At 54.1% G+C, this 13,849-nt stretch carries 11 protein-coding genes; 7 read left to right on the plus strand and 4 right to left on the minus strand.

Annotated elements, in window-relative coordinates; genetic code table 11:
• Positions 1 to 12: 12 nt before the first annotated feature.
• The 3 genes from AAGD24_RS10290 to AAGD24_RS10300 all read right to left on the minus strand — a co-directional run bounded on the left by AAGD24_RS10290 (position 13) and on the right by AAGD24_RS10300 (position 4,619).
• The gene (locus AAGD24_RS10290; RefSeq protein WP_085680735.1) at positions 13 to 2,016 is read right to left on the minus strand and encodes a methyl-accepting chemotaxis protein; all 2,004 of its coding nucleotides are present in this window, start codon (positions 2,014 to 2,016) and stop codon (positions 13 to 15) included.
• 83 nt (positions 2,017 to 2,099) lie between these two features.
• Positions 2,100 to 3,005, minus strand: coding sequence for an ABC transporter substrate-binding protein (locus AAGD24_RS10295; RefSeq protein WP_226909916.1), 906 nt, complete (start codon positions 3,003 to 3,005; stop codon positions 2,100 to 2,102).
• Between the two features lie 351 nt (positions 3,006 to 3,356).
• Positions 3,357 to 4,619 (minus strand): MFS transporter, encoded by a 1,263-nt coding sequence (locus tag AAGD24_RS10300; protein WP_379864971.1) that lies wholly within the window; start codon positions 4,617 to 4,619, stop codon positions 3,357 to 3,359.
• Between the two features lie 226 nt (positions 4,620 to 4,845).
• Here AAGD24_RS10300 and AAGD24_RS10305 point away from each other — a divergent pair, with 226 nt between their 5' ends.
• A complete protein-coding gene (locus AAGD24_RS10305) occupies positions 4,846 to 6,294 on the plus strand; it encodes a malate:quinone oxidoreductase (RefSeq protein WP_379864973.1) in 1,449 nt (482 codons plus the stop codon).
• An 83-nt stretch (positions 6,295 to 6,377) separates the two neighbouring features.
• On the opposite strand, the gene AAGD24_RS10310 is transcribed toward AAGD24_RS10305, so the two are convergent.
• Positions 6,378 to 7,685 (minus strand): acetyl-CoA carboxylase biotin carboxylase subunit family protein, encoded by a 1,308-nt coding sequence (locus AAGD24_RS10310; RefSeq protein ID WP_036207174.1) that lies wholly within the window; start codon positions 7,683 to 7,685, stop codon positions 6,378 to 6,380.
• Between the two features lie 240 nt (positions 7,686 to 7,925).
• On the opposite strand from AAGD24_RS10310, the gene AAGD24_RS10315 reads away from it, so the two are divergent.
• The 6 genes from AAGD24_RS10315 (at position 7,926) to AAGD24_RS10340 (ending at position 13,842) form a co-directional block, all read left to right on the plus strand.
• Positions 7,926 to 8,606, plus strand: a complete 681-nt coding sequence (locus AAGD24_RS10315) for a glutathione S-transferase family protein (protein WP_379864975.1) — start codon at positions 7,926 to 7,928, stop codon at positions 8,604 to 8,606.
• 2 nt (positions 8,607 to 8,608) lie between these two features.
• On the plus strand, positions 8,609 to 9,298 hold the full coding sequence (locus AAGD24_RS10320; RefSeq protein ID WP_379864977.1) for a glutathione binding-like protein: 690 nt from the start codon (positions 8,609 to 8,611) through the stop codon (positions 9,296 to 9,298).
• Between the two features lie 84 nt (positions 9,299 to 9,382).
• Complete coding sequence (locus tag AAGD24_RS10325; RefSeq protein WP_075194832.1) at positions 9,383 to 10,279, plus strand: AraC family transcriptional regulator; 897 nt, start codon at positions 9,383 to 9,385, stop codon at positions 10,277 to 10,279.
• A 389-nt stretch (positions 10,280 to 10,668) separates the two neighbouring features.
• Positions 10,669 to 11,961, plus strand: a complete 1,293-nt coding sequence (locus AAGD24_RS10330) for an ABC transporter substrate-binding protein (RefSeq protein ID WP_379867330.1) — start codon at positions 10,669 to 10,671, stop codon at positions 11,959 to 11,961.
• Positions 11,962 to 12,043: 82 nt separating this feature from the next.
• Complete coding sequence (locus AAGD24_RS10335; RefSeq protein ID WP_085680724.1) at positions 12,044 to 12,991, plus strand: carbohydrate ABC transporter permease; 948 nt, start codon at positions 12,044 to 12,046, stop codon at positions 12,989 to 12,991.
• Positions 12,992 to 13,008: 17 nt separating this feature from the next.
• Entirely contained in the window at positions 13,009 to 13,842 is an 834-nt protein-coding gene (locus AAGD24_RS10340; protein ID WP_007152224.1) for a carbohydrate ABC transporter permease, read from the plus strand.
• Positions 13,843 to 13,849 lie beyond the last annotated feature (7 nt).

The following is a 13,849-nucleotide window of genomic DNA, read 5'->3' on the forward strand; positions in this document are numbered from 1 at the left end:
CGGAAAAGGGTCCTAGTTTGACGTTTTAAAGCGACGCACCAGGCCGTTAAGGTCTTCCGCCATCTCCGCCAGGGAATTGCTGGATTGGTTAACGTGGGCAATATCGTCGGTGAGCTTGTCGATGGCACTACTACTGGCCTCCACGTTCTGAGTCATCTCAGCAGCGGTCGCCCGCTGTTGCTCAGTGGCACTTGCAACCTGCGTTGTCATATCCACAATCCGGTTTACGGCCGCCATGATTTCTGACAGAGCAGCGCCAGACTTGCCGGCTTCTTCACTGGCTTCAGAGGCCATCTGTTTGGCCTTGCTCATATCAACCACCGCGCCGGCGGCACCGCTTTGCAGATTCGAGACGATTCGCTCGATATCGACCGTTGAATCCTGAACCCGCTTGGCAAGCCCCCGGACCTCATCAGCAACCACCGAAAACCCACGGCCTGCGTCTCCCGCACGTGCTGCTTCGATGGCGGCATTGAGGGCGAGGAGGTTGGTTTGTTCTGCGATAGCCTGAATAACGTCCAGTACGTTACCGATCTCACCGGATTCCTGCTCAAGCCGTTGGATGCGCTTTGACCCTGCCTCGACCTGTTCTGCGAGTCGGGAAACGGATTTAACTGCGGTCGACACCGTTTCCTGGCCGGTTCCTGCCAGCTCGGCGGCCTGGCGTGCGGATTCATCTGTGTCACTGGTGTTGGACGCGATTTCGTCGGAGGTGGAGACCATTTCCTGCATCGCCGCCGAAACTTGAGTCACCTGGTCCCGTTGTTGTTCGGCATTGGCAGTGGTGCTGTTTGTAATGCCAGACAATGACTCGGATTCCGTACTGAGACGCCGGGACGACGCGACAATCCGGGAAATGATGTCTTCCAGGGTTTCCAGGAAGGCATTGACCGCTGAGATGAAATCGCCAATTTCGTCAGGGCGGCCCTTGGTCAGCCGGGTAGAAACGTCGCCTTCGTTATTTCCAATGTTTTCCAGGTAACCCAGAATTTCTGACCGGGCACGCTTGACGCTGTTACCCATCATACGGCTCATCAGCAGGGCGACCACCAGGCCCAGAACGACAGACGCAACGAATGCGGCGAGTGTCAGGTTGAGTGCCGTCTCGGTCTCTGCTTCCGCCTCGTCGGCCACGGTTTCGAGGGAGGCAAAAACCTCTTTCTCAAGATTCCTCGCCATGTCAGTGATTTGGGGGCCGAGTACGTCAAGCCTGTCTTCCTTTGTTCGGATCATCGCCTTTTGCTGAACCAGCAGCTCGTTGACCGAAGCCTGGTACTTCTCGAGTGCCGCTATCGCGGTATCGAAATACTGCCTGACGTAGTCGGGGACCGAATCCATGTCCAGAAACTCGAGCGCATCGGAAATATCCTCCATGGCATAACCCAATGCAGTTTCCGAGGATTCGTCGCCATCGGCAAAGAAGCGCTGTGAGGCCATTCGCATCATGAGGGTATCGTGAATCAGCTGTTCCAGAACGACGCGCAACCGGCTATCCGGTTCTCTGTTGGTAACGCCATCAATGGCCCTGCGCAGTGCCTCTGATGCTGTGGGGCCGTATTGGTCCAGTTCGTCGGCAATGATATTTTTTACTTGCTGCTTGGCGGGCACTAGTTCGCTTTTGAAGACATTCGCGTACTGCAAAGTCGCCTCTTCGATCTCTGCAACCAGTTGCACACGGTCGGCACTTTTGATCGTCTGTTGCGCTGCCGACAACTCCCTGAAGAAATCTGTCTCCAACTGCTCGAAGCGGGCCAGGATGTCTTCGTTACCGGTGGCGTAGTAGTCGAAGACTCTCAGTCTCATGGTGTAAAGGTTGATAAGCACACCGGTCGCAACGGCGGTTTCCGGTGCCAGATCCCTTGCCACCGTATCCATTCGCGCATCAAGGCTCTGAAATTCCCGAATGCTGTAAAAGGTGACGAGGGCGAACAAAAGCAGAATGAAAACAGGTGCTATCAGGAGTTTTCCGCTTACACCAAGCCGGCGTTCAATGAATTCTAGTTTTTCTACAGCCACTGGTCTGCCCCTCTATGCGTGTATGCGTGCGAGATCTCTTGGTTAACGGCTGTTCCGGCATAATCTGGAGCCGCCCAACCAATTTATTCAACGAAGTTTGCTTGGGTCGCAATCATGGGGGAAAGCTCCAGGTTCCAATGAGCCATGCCGCTTCGGCTATAGATGTAGTGCCCGCTCAGGGAGTTCATTTTAGGAATGCGGGCGGGCTTGACACCATTAAGGATGAGGGATGCCAAGCGGGCGGCAGTAATGCCCTCCTGGTGAGCCGAAATGGTGAAGCCGCCAATCGCTTGCTGCTTACCAATGTTGATATCCCAAAAGGAAAAGATGGGAACCCGGCTTTGATTGAATGCTCTGGTAATGAGTTCGTCCGGTGCGATGTAGGTGCCCTCTGAATCCCGGATGGTGTGGTGGGTGCCAACGATGATTGCATCGTACAGTTCGTGAGCCCGAACAACCGACTGCAACCAGGTGTCTTTGTCGTTGGTAAGGACGATGTCCAGTTTGGAGCCATATATTTCGGCACTTCTCTTGTCGCCGAAGTATTCATTGACTGCGTTTCGCATGGTGGGTGAGTCGTCCATTAATACAAGAAAGTGTTTATCCACTTTCAATACTTTCTGAAGATGACGGATGCTCTCCTCAAAAAATGGCCGTTCCAGCAAACCGGCGACCAAATCGTGTTCCAGGGTAGGGTGCTGCGCGGGACCGCCGTTGACACCCAGGAATACAACCGGAATCTTCCGCTCAACCAAGTGGTTGGCCATGAGGGAGAATGCGTTGTCGTCTCCCAGAATGGCAATGTCAGGCTGGATCTCGGTAATGGATTGCTGGAGGCTGGCTACTTTTTGGGGCCATTCTGATTTCGGCAATCTTTTAGTGTCGAGGGCAAGCACGTGAATGTCGTGGTCGTCGCCCAGCACTGATTGGACGGCGGCGATGTAATCAGCGTCCCATTTATAGCCTTGATGATAGCTCTCGATAATCACCACGGTTTTGCTGAAACACAGGGGGCTTACTAGCAGAAGAGCCAGGAGGAGCGTACGCATTGGGTGTTCCTTATTATTGTCCGAGTGAAGTCTGCACCCGTTCTTTCTTGTTGAAAGCGCTTGTTTTTATCGTTATTCCGTTGAACCAAACAGGAACCGTGCCAGCTTTCTAAGTTATTGTTTTATAGAAGCATTTGCGAATGGGTAGGCGTTGGGATTGGGAACATCGGCTCTGAGTGTCTGGTTTTAGCGACACAATGTTCAGAATGGGGATAAAGCTGTCTGATTTATCGGACAGTGCTGTCCTGATATCCGGACTTCGGTAGGGTAAGTTGGGACGGTCTCCGTGGCTCAGGCGTCTGTTTCGAACGTCGAGGCTCGGTGGGATGCCCAGGCGAACCCCAGTAATCCGACAATTGGGCCGGGAACCAGCAGCCAGGCCGCGTCCAGACCGATACGATCGAACAGCGCGGTGGTTGCAGCGATCGATACCACGGTAATCGCAAAGCCGATGGAATTTTGAATCGCCAGCGCGGCACCAACTACTTCCTTTGGGCAAGCTTGCGCGGACAGGGCGGAGAACTGGGGAGAATCCGCAATCACGGTCGCGCCCCAGGCGAGTAGGAGTATTCCCAGCCACATGGCAGGCAAGTCACGCCAGAAGAGAGCAAACACCACTGCGCAAACACAAGAGGAGGCCAGTGCACCGACCGCAACTTTTGCACTCCCAATACGACGTGACAGGAATCCCCCAACAAGACACCCCAAAGCGCCGATGCCAATGATACTGAACGCCATACCCGATAATCCGACGGCCGAGTATTCACTGATGAGTGCCGTATTGGCCACAAGCAGTGGTACGACCGTCCAGAACGCGTAAAGCTCCCACATATGCCCGAAATAGCCCAGGGCTGCTGCACGAAATCGATTGACCTTGAAGGCGTCAAAGACCGTCAGCGGTTGCTCGGAGGCGGTGCCCGATGATTGTTTTTTCTGGCCTGCACCTGGTAAATGAGGGCCATCTCCAAGCAGATGGATAAGAACGGCGCCAAATAGCGCAAGTAGCGATGATGCCAGGATGACGTACTGCCATGGCAGGTCCGCACCGGCTTCTCGCAATGCATGGGGCAGTGCGGTGCCGAGCGTCAGCATGGCGACAAGCTGGGCGAGGGCCTGCCCGGTCCGCTCGGGAGCCCAGCTGACGATCAACTTCATGCCCACGGGGTAGATGCCCGCCAAACTCAGGCCAACCAGGAAGCGGAACACAATGCCACTGGCCAGACCCTCCGAAAACCAGGCGAAGCAGGCATTGAACAAAGCACCGCAAGCCGCACTCACCACAAAAATAAGACTGGCACGATACCGCTCTGCCAGGCCTCCCAAAGCCATGATCATTGTGCCCAGGATAAAGCCGCCCTGAACTGCGTTGGTCAGCCAGCCAATATCAGCAGCACTGATTTGCCAACTGGTCATCAGGGTATCCGTAGCACTATTGGCGCTGAACCACAGCGATGTTCCGAACAGTTGGGCGAGGGCGATTGTCGCAACGGGGCCAAGCCTGCGCAAAAACCTTGAAGGGATGGGGGTAGCCCCCTCAAATTGTCCAGACGTCATAAATGCGCTCCATATCCGTCGCGGCCATCAGTGTAGACTGACCGGCTGGCACAGTATACTGATGCACCATTCGGCATTTGGCGTAGAAACTGGGCGCCAGATGAAGTACCCAGATGGAAAAAACAGGAATGTGGCAGGTTTTCAGTGTTCGCTGGAAGCGTGGTACCTTCGGGCAAGCAGACTTTATCGTTGGATATCAGAAAACTAAAGCGGGTGGATAGACTCTATGGACGTAATGATCATCGGCGCGGGGATTATGGGAACCACGTTTGCCACCTTGGCAAAAGAGCTGGCTCCTGAGTTGAATATCACCATCCTGGAGAGATTGGAGAGCGCTGGAGAGGGTAACTCGTGGGTGTTCAACAACGCCGGCACGGGACATGAGGCGAACTGCGAGCTGAATTACACGCCGGTGGACGAAGAGGTTATCTCGGTCGAAAAGGCCTTGAAGATCCATGCGCAATTCAACGTGGCCAAGCAGTTCTGGGCGCACCTGATCAAAAAAGGCGCGATCAAGGACCCCAAGACGTTCATCAATCAGACCAAGCACTGCACCATCGTCTCTGAATCCTCAATCGACGAATTGCGACTGCGGTTCAAGGAAATGTCTGCTCATCATTTTTTTGAGAGCATGCGTTTCTCAGAGGATTTCGACGAAATCAAGAGCTGGATCCCCTATTTGATGGAAGGGCGTCCTCGCCATGAAAAGATGGCTGCGACCGTCATAGAAACAGGCACGGACGTGAATTTCGGTGCTCTGACCCAACAAATGGCTGAACACGCTGCTCAAGACCTGGGTGTGAAGATTGAGTACGGCACCCATGTTAAACGCGTACACAAGAGCCCCGCGGGGAGTTGGCTTATAGAAACCGAACGCCATGGAGCCCACGCTCGTTACAAGGCTGATGTACTGTTTGTTGGTGCGGGTGGGGGTGCATTCCCGATCCTGAAGAAAAGCCACCTGCCGTTTGCGAAACGGTTTACAGGCTTTCCCGTCGGCGGGCGGTTCCTGCAGGCCCCGATCAGCGCAGAGCAGGCCGATCATTACCGGGCAAAAACCTATGGCAAAGCAAAAGTAGGCGCGCCCCCCATGTCGGTGCCGCATCTGGATTTGCGAGTGGCGGATGGCCAGCACTACCTGTTGTTCGGCCCATTTGCCTCTTTCAAGCCCGTTCTGGAGAAAGGACGTGGATTTTTTGACTACCTCCGGGCAATGCGCCTGCATGATATCCCAGGATTGCTGAACGTCACCCTGGAGCACTTCCCATTGGTGAAATACCTGGTTTCAGAAACCTTCAAGGGCGAGAAGAGCATGTTCGAGGAGCTTGAAAGCTTTGCGCCCGGCCTGAGCAAAAAATTTGACTGGAAACCGGTTCACGCCGGCCAACGGGTCCAGATTATCAAGGACGGCGATCTGCAGATGGGTACGGAAATCCTCGTGTCCAAGGACAAAACCTACGGAACCTTGTTGGGAGCATCGCCAGGGGCATCGGTTTCGCCGGAGGTAATGCTGAGGTGCCTGGAACAGCTGCTACCGGCCATTTTTACCAAAGAGGAAACCAGGAAAGCGAAGAAAGAGATTTTTCCTGAAGATGATCTGGATACCCTGGCCACGAATCCTAATCGTTATCGGGAAATTCGTGATGCCGTTAATAAGCAGTTGGGAATAGTTTGAAGTAGGGGCGTTCCATGATTCCGGAGTTGCAGGTCAGAATCATGGAACGCTATCCGAATAGCACCTGAATGGGTGGTGACTACCTAGACATAGAAGTCCAGGTCCTCCTGAGCTTTCAACAGGTCCCGCATCTTGATGGGGTCATCACCATAGAAGAAGACCAGGCCCCAGTGAGTACCGAAGGCGGACCGGTCAGGAACCGTTTCTTCCGTCGGTGCAACGAGTTCATGTGACTCGAAATAGGGGTGATCAACACATTCCGGAGGCATTTCCAGCTTGCTGACCACGCGGCGGCGCGGATAAACACCGAAGCAACCGGCATAGCCCTTGGCATCGACCACTTCGCGTGGGAAGAATTTTTCCACTTCCTCTTTGGTGCTCTTGGGGTCAAATACCAGCATTGACGCCTGGTACGCGTTAAACCCATACGCACGTTCAATCAGCTCAAACGCCTTGAAGCCGGGTGGGCGGTAAGCAACCTCACCAAAGTACATTTCACCATCAGCAGTAACGAAGTACTCAGGGTGAATCAAGCCAAACTTAATATCGAACGTTTTGATCAGCAACTCGATCTGCTTGGTGATGGCATTACGCCAGCTTTCGAGTTGCTCGGTCGCCGGAACGAAAACGGAATAGCCCAGCGTTACGTACTCAGAGATATTGAGAAATTTGATCTTGCCGTCGTGAATCCATGCCTCAACGGCAAACTCCCAGCCGCTCAGATGGCTTTCCATGAGCAACGGATATTCTTCCGCTGGAATGTTGTCAATTTCCTCAAGCGTACGGATCATTCGATGGCCGAGGCAACCAGCCTTGTCAAACGCCTTGACGTGAATGGGGTCGTCCGGGTCGCCATCCAGTTTCAACAGGGTCTGGTTGACACGCTTCATGAAACGGACGATGTCGTCTTTCTCGTGGGCCTCCTCGAAGATCCCGACTCGAATGCCGCCAAGCTGGGCACGGCGCTTCATCAAAGCCTTGTCACGGAACAGAATCGACTGCCCGTACATGCGAGGGCTGTCCAGGAGCACTGAGTTGATCGCCCCAGACCACTCAACGGTCTCTTCGAACAGCGGTATCGCAACATCAACGCCTTCCTCTTTCAGCCTTTCAGCAATCTGCAGGGACCGATCATTCAAACGGATAAAATCCCATGGGATAAAGGGGATCTTGTTAGCGGTACAAAAATCCGCAGCCCATTCCGGAGCAACAACGATGTAGCGGCGGTCGAACTTCTGTGCGGCCTTGATGGCATTGACGCTCCAGCCAAGCAGGGCGATATAGCCTTTGTTCGGATCCTTTGGGGTCTCCGTACCTTTAACAGAGTCCATTTCCGGATCAAGCCAGGCGGCCACATCATTTGATAAGGGCGCTTCTTGTGTTGTCGACATGTGTCGTTCTCCTTGCAACCTGCCCGATAGGAGCATGTAAGTAGTTGAAATTATTGTGGGGCAAGTTTCGTGAGTTAATACATCCTCTCTATCAACATAGTCGCTACCACCCCAAAATGAAAAGATTGCGCCGGAATTAGCCGTTCCTCCATACCAACTATTTTCCAATAACTAATATTGAATGATTGCTCAAGAATGCCTAGAGTGTAAGTTCCTGAAACAGACCACCGGAGGCCCTCAATGATCAGATTCTATTTCCACCCTAGACCCAACCCGATGAAAGTGGCCCTGTATCTCGAAGAGACAGGTACGCCTTATGAACTGGTTCCCGTCGATACCCTCAAGGGCGAGCAGCATAAGCCGGAGTTCAGGGCCATTAACCCCAACGGTAAAACCCCTGCGATCGAGGATGATGGAATACGGGTATTCGACTCCAATGCCATTTTGCTTTATCTGTCGGAGAAGAGCGGTAAGCTGGGCGGAACGCCTGAAAACCGGGCTGAACTGCTGTCCTGGATGATGTTTGTGGCGTCTGGGCTGGGGCCGTACTCCGGTCAGTCAGTGCATTTCCGGCATGCAGCGCCGGAACAGATTCCTTATGCCGCTAATCGCTATCAGCGCGAAGCACAGCGCCACTATGAAGTGCTGGATACGCATCTGGCAGATCGCACGTATCTGGTGGGCGAGGAATTCAGCATTGCGGATATTGCAGCCTGGGGCTGGGTTGATAAAGCTGGAGTTGTGCTCGGTGATGCTGAGCTGGCCGGTTTCCCGAACCTGAAGCGGTGGTTTGACAGCATCAACAATCGTCCGGCAGTCGCGCGTGCCAGGGCCGTCGGCCAGGACGTTCCATTCCAAACCGAAATGGATGATGCAGCACGCCGAGCCCTTTTCCCGCAAAACTACCCGGAGCAGACGTAAACATGATTGATCTTCACTACTGGCCAACACCCAATGGTCACAAGATCACGATCTTTCTTGAAGAAGCGGGGCTTGAATATGATATCCACCCGGTGGATATCAGTGCTGGGGACCAATTCAAGCCATCGTTTTTGGCAATTTCACCCAATAACCGGATGCCGGCGATCGTTGATCACTCGCCGGCATCCGGCGAGGGGCCGCTTTCCGTTTTCGAGTCGGGCGCCATTCTGTTGTACCTGGCAGAAAAAACAGGCCGCTTTCTGCCTGCGGATCCCCGGGCTCGTATCACGGTCATACAGTGGCTGATGTGGCAGATGGGTGGACTTGGCCCAATGGCGGGACAGAACCACCACTTCGTAAAATACGCGCCGGAAGAAGTTCCTTATGCCATTCAGCGTTACGTGAATGAGACCAATCGGCTTTATGGCGTACTCAACAAACAGTTGGAAGGACGCGACTGGATTGCAGGTGACTACTCCATTGCTGACATGGCGACCTATCCCTGGGTTGTGCCGCATGAAACTCAACAGCAGAACCTTGATGATTTCCCGAATCTCAAGCGGTGGTTCAATGCCATGCAGGCGCGACCGGCGGTGGTCAGAGCGTATGAAAAGGGAGCCCCGTGGTCCAGTCGGCCAGCCGTGACGGAAGAGGGTAAGAGTCTACTGTTTGGTCAGACGGCCAATCGATAGACGTCAAGCACGACTGATCTCCCTACTTGCTGACTTATTGGTTACACTGGTTCTACGCATCAGGAGAAAGCCGAAGAGAACGCAATGGGCGCTGAGAAGCAACGTATCCAACCAGAGTTCGAGTGGGTAGATCAGCGGGGTGACGAGTCGATCCGATACCTGGATCACGGTTACCCGAGCCCGCTCGTGCGCTGGCACTATCACGAGGAATATGAACTCCATCTGATCACCGAGACCTCCGGAAAGGTGTTCGTGGGTGATTATATCGGCAATTTTGCCCCCAACAGCCTGATCCTTGTGGGGCCCAACCTTCCTCACAACTGGATCAGTCAGCTAGAAAAGGGCGAGCATGTTGAGCTTCGTGACCGCGTCATCAATTTTTCCCACGATCTGATTACCGCCTCTGAATCGGTGTTTCCTGAAACGCGGGCCCTGGCTCCGTTCTGGCAACGTGCTCAATACGGCATTGAGTTCCGGAATCGCGAGGGAATTGACAAAGCGATAGGGCTGTTTGAAGAAGTAGCCACTTCGAATGGCTTTCGACGCTTGACGCGTTTTTGGGCAATGGTTGAGATCCTGGCGGCGATGGATGACTATCGCGTGCTGTCTTCGTCGACGTACCTTCCGATTACCGATGAAAAGATCCTCAACCGATTGAACCAGGCGTTGAACCATATTTTCGAGCACTATCGGTCAAGTATTTCCCTGGAAGATGTTGCGGCGCATGTGAACATGAGCCCAACCTATTTTTCCAAGTTCTTCAAGAAGGCCACCGGCCATCGATTCATTGAATTCGTTAATACCCTTCGGGTCAACAAAGCCTGTGAACGCCTGGCGCATACGGATGATCCAATTACGGAGATCTGCTTTCAGGTTGGCTTCAACAACATCGCCAATTTCAATCGCCGGTTTTCCGATGTGAAGGGCATGACGCCGTCTGAATACCGCCGAACCTCCATGGACGCGTTGTATCAGCGGTAATCAGTACCTCATCTGTTTCATCCCTCTCTCTGCAGATCCTCTTTTTCTCTCAGAATGATACTTTCTGGTGACGTCCATGGGTTCCGTTCAACCTTACTTTGTCGCCAATAGCCCACACAGCCTGTACTTGTAGCCACCTTTAGCTAAATGAGCGGGGGAGGCATCCCCATTCGTGATGGCAAAAAAGTACAGAAAAATGACAGGGTATGTATTTGTTCAGTTCTGACATTAAGCGTGTAATAGCACCATTGATTCACTTTCCTGACGAGAGGTGCTCCGTCAGATCAAAGTACCCGGAATGCACCGGCCAGTCCGGACATTCTGAACGACCTACTCCAAAAACAAACAGAGGTTGGAACATGAACAACAAACGATATCTGTCCGCTGTTATGGCCGTTGGCATGACGGCCGTCGCGTCCTCCGCAATGGCTGCCACCAAAGTGACCATTGGCACTGTTAACAATGGCGACATGGTTCGCATGCAGGGCCTTTCCGATGAATTCGAAAGGCTTCATCCAGACATCGATCTGAACTGGGTAGTGCTTGAGGAAAATGTCCTGCGCCAGCGCCTGACTACCGATATTGCGACGGACGGCGGTCAATTCGATGTGATGACGATTGGAATGTACGAGGCACCGATCTGGGGAGAGAAGGGGTGGCTGACCCCGATGGAGGATCTGCCTTCGGATTACGATCTGTCCGATATTTTTCCATCAGTTCTCGGCGGCCTGTCCTCCGACGGTACGTTGTACGCACTGCCGTTTTACGCCGAAAGTTCGATGACGTTCTATCGCAAGGACCTTTTTGAAGCCAATGGGCTGAGCATGCCGCAACAGCCTTCCTGGGATCAAATGAAAACCTTCGCCGAGACACTCCATAAGCCAGAAGATGAGCAGTACGGTATCTGCCTGCGTGGCAAAGCAGGGTGGGGCGAGAATATGGCTCTGATCACAACCATGGCTAACGCCTTTGGCGCACGCTGGTTTGATGAAAACTGGAAGCCTGAATTCACTGGCGAAGAGTGGAACAACGCCGTCAGTTTCTACGTCGACCTTCTCGGGAACTACGGCCCTCCGGGCGCTTCATCCAATGGCTTTAACGAGAACCTGGCGCTGTTCAACAGTGGCAAGTGCGCCATGTGGGTAGACGCCACTGTCGCCGGATCCTTTCTTACCGATGAGTCTCAAAGCAGGGTAGCGGAACACATCGGCTTTGCCCTGGCGCCAGAACAGGTAACGTCAAAAGGTTCGGGATGGTTGTGGTCCTGGGCCCTCGCCGTTCCGGTGAGCTCAGACGCCAAGGAAGCGGCGAAAACCTTTGTCACCTGGGCAACCTCGCGGGCCTATAGCCAACTGGTTGAGGAAACCTATGGTATTGCCAACGTGCCGCCCGGCACACGCACCTCCACCTACGACAACGCTGAATACCTGGAAGCTGCGCCGTTCGCGACCCGAACCCTGGAAGCAATCGGCAACGCCGCCCCCAACGATTCCACGTTGAATCCTTCCCCCTATGTGGGCGTTCAGTTTGCGGCCATCCCTGAGTTCCAGTCGATCGCAACCCAGGTCGGCAAGCTGATCTCGGGCGCCCTGGCAGGGTCGATGTCGGTTGATCATGCCCTGAAAGCGGCACAATCGATCACCCTTCGAGAGATGACTCGCGCCCGCTATTACTCCAACTGAATACCCGGCCAAGACGAAACAACAATGACCTGATGCAGGGTCCGCTTAGGCGGAGCCTGTTGGGGGTCACCGGAGAACCGATATGAAGACAACCGCTCTGAATGCAGGTCCCGCGAGCTCCGCCGCGGAACCCAAACAGGACAGCCGCCAGGGAAGTATTAGAAAGACCTCCCGCATCAATCGTTTCATGGTGTCGCCGTCGGTGCTCGTCCTGGCGCTGTGGATGGTGATTCCGCTGTCCATGACCATCTACTTTTCAGTGATTCGCTATAACCTGCTGTACCCCGGTGATAACGAATTTGTGGGGCTGGAAAACTTCCAGTTCTTTGTCACTGATTTCGGTTTTATGGCCGGAATGAGCAACACCCTGCTACTGGTCGGTTCCGTGCTGTTAATTACGGTGGTCCTGGGTGTACTGATTTCGCTGCTTGTTAACCAAGCGTTCTGGGGGCGGGGTATCGTCCGGATTCTCCTCATATCCCCGTTCTTTATTATGCCGACCGTAAACGCGCTGATCTGGAAAAACCTGCTGCTGCACCCGGTTTCAGGTGTTTTTGCAGCCATCTGGAAGTTCTTCGGCGCCACGCCGATCGATTGGTTTTCCGAGTTTCCGTTGTTCTCGATCATCATGATCGTGTCATGGCAGTGGCTGCCGTTCGCCATCCTGCTGCTGATGACCGCATTGCAGTCGCTGGATCAGGAACAGCAGGAAGCGGCCCGCCTTGACGGCGCCGGACCCTGCGCTCTGTTCTTCCATCTCACCTTGCCGCACCTTGCTCGTCCGATCGCGGTGGTGGTGATGATCGAAACCATCTTCCTGCTGTCGATCTTTGCGGAGATCTTCACCACCACGGGCGGTGGCCCGGGTTACGAGACCACCAACCTTGCGTACCTCATCTATAGCCAGGCGTTGCTGCAGTTCGACGTCGGACTGGCCTCAGCCGGTGGCCTGATTGCCGTTGTGCTGGCCAACATTGCCGCCTTCTTCCTGGTGCGGCTGATCGGCAAAAGCCTGACCGAAAAACAATGATTCCCGGAGGTTACAACATGCTTAGCCTGAAACAACGACGTAGCCTGAACACCCTGCTCATGGGGGTGCTGGCGTGGGGTGTGGCCCTGGCCATTTTCTTCCCGATTTTCTGGATGCTGCTGACCAGCTTCAAGACAGAAATCGATGCCTTTGCCACACCTCCACAATTGTTCTTCTCGCCGACCCTCGAGAATTACACGCTGGTTAACGAACGCAGTGACTATCTGCACTTTGCCTGGAATTCGGTGGTGGTGTCTTTCGGCTCCACGATCATCGGAATGATGCTCGCCGTACCCGCTGCCTATTCCATGGCCTTTTTCGAGACCAAGCGTACCAAGGGGACACTGCTGTGGATGCTATCCACCAAAATGCTGCCGCCGGTTGGCGTGCTGGTGCCGATTTACCTGATCTTCAAAGACACGGGCTTGCTCGATACCAAAACCGGACTGGTGATCATCTACACGCTGATCAATCTGCCGATCATGATCTGGATGGCCTACACCTACTTCAAAGAGATTCCCAAAGAGGTCCTTGAGGCAGCTCGAATGGACGGCTCCACGCTGTTCCAGGAGATCTGGCGGGTGCTTCTGCCCATGAGCAAGGGCGGTCTGGCGGCAACGGTGCTGCTGTCACTGATCCTGAGTTGGAACGAGGCGTTCTGGTCGCTCAACCTCACGGCGTCGGAAGCGGCCCCGCTGACGGCCCTGATCGCATCTTACTCAAGTCCTGAAGGCTTGTTCTGGGCCAAGTTGTCAGCCGTATCGACCCTGGCCTGTGCCCCCATTCTTATCTTTGGCTGGATCAGCCAGAAACAGCTGGTTCGCGGCTTGTCCTTTGGCGCCGTCAAATAACGGAGAT

Origin of the sequence: Marinobacter sp. M5B, from assembly GCF_042604615.1 — a bacterium.
In the GTDB taxonomy this organism is placed as follows: domain Bacteria; phylum Pseudomonadota; class Gammaproteobacteria; order Pseudomonadales; family Oleiphilaceae; genus Marinobacter; species Marinobacter salarius.

Bases quoted from the DNA above. Each gene is read 5' to 3' on its own strand.
- AAGD24_RS10300 (WP_379864971.1), bottom strand. From the start codon at position 4,619: ATGACGTCTGGACAATTTGAGGGGGCTACCCCCATCCCTTCAAGGTTT.
- AAGD24_RS10305 (WP_379864973.1), top strand. From the start codon at position 4,846: ATGGACGTAATGATCATCGGCGCGGGGATTATGGGAACCACGTTTGCC.
- AAGD24_RS10310 (WP_036207174.1), bottom strand. From the start codon at position 7,685: ATGTCGACAACACAAGAAGCGCCCTTATCAAATGATGTGGCCGCCTGG.
- AAGD24_RS10315 (WP_379864975.1), top strand. From the start codon at position 7,926: ATGATCAGATTCTATTTCCACCCTAGACCCAACCCGATGAAAGTGGCC.
- AAGD24_RS10320 (WP_379864977.1), top strand. From the start codon at position 8,609: ATGATTGATCTTCACTACTGGCCAACACCCAATGGTCACAAGATCACG.
- AAGD24_RS10325 (WP_075194832.1), top strand. From the start codon at position 9,383: ATGGGCGCTGAGAAGCAACGTATCCAACCAGAGTTCGAGTGGGTAGAT.
- AAGD24_RS10330 (WP_379867330.1), top strand. From the start codon at position 10,669: ATGGCCGTTGGCATGACGGCCGTCGCGTCCTCCGCAATGGCTGCCACC.
- AAGD24_RS10335 (WP_085680724.1), top strand. From the start codon at position 12,044: ATGAAGACAACCGCTCTGAATGCAGGTCCCGCGAGCTCCGCCGCGGAA.
- AAGD24_RS10340 (WP_007152224.1), top strand. From the start codon at position 13,009: ATGCTTAGCCTGAAACAACGACGTAGCCTGAACACCCTGCTCATGGGG.